The sequence below is a fragment of the Thioclava kandeliae genome (assembly GCF_040297545.1).
GTDB classification, from domain to species: domain Bacteria; phylum Pseudomonadota; class Alphaproteobacteria; order Rhodobacterales; family Rhodobacteraceae; genus Thioclava; species Thioclava kandeliae.
In genome coordinates, this window is record NZ_JAYWLC010000087.1 from 1 (window position 1) to 678 (window position 678).

Annotated in this window: 1 pseudogene; it reads left to right on the forward strand. The window is 57.1% G+C overall.

Annotated features, from left to right (window positions below):
* A pseudogene (locus VSX56_RS20730) lies at window positions 1-486 on the forward strand (IS3 family transposase); the annotation flags it as partial.
* Window positions 487-678: the final 192 nt, after the last annotated feature.

Here is a 678-nt window from a genome sequence, read left to right on the forward strand (position 1 = left end):
TCGGGCTTTGGGACAGCACAGATCGACCCAACGCAAGATCCCGCTCGGTCGTCAGGACGAAGCCCTGCTGACCGCTGACATCACTGAACTGGCACGCCAATACGGGCGATATGGCTATCGCCAGATCACTGGCTTGCTGCACCAGGCGGGATGGTGTGTGAACCACAAGCGGGTCGAGCGGATTTGGCGGCGCGAGGGGCTTAAAGTGCCGCAGAAACAGAAGAAACGAGGGCGGCTTTGGCTGGCGGATGGCTCTTGCGTCCGGCTGCGGGCGGAGCGTCCGAACCATGTCTGGTCCTATGATTTTGTCCAGGACCGGACCGCGGACGGGCGGGCCTACCGCATGCTCAATATCGTCGATGAATACACCTAGGGCAGGTGCTGGTGATACGTGTCAAACGCAAGCTCAACTCGGTCGACGTCATCGACGCGCTGACAGACCTGTTCATCCTTCGCGGTCCGCCGGAGTTTATCAGGTCAGATAACGTCCTATGCGCGGAATAATTGGCTGATTTGGCATCAGATCATTGTCATGCTGAAGCGTTCCAGCACGTTTGAATGTGTGTCAGTTCGGCGTTTCGGTCAACAACCTGTCTCTCCCATAACAAATACAGAGTACGCTTTTGCGGCTCTCACCGTCCTTAAGACGAGATCTTCGGGTCGTTGAGCAGAAGGCCT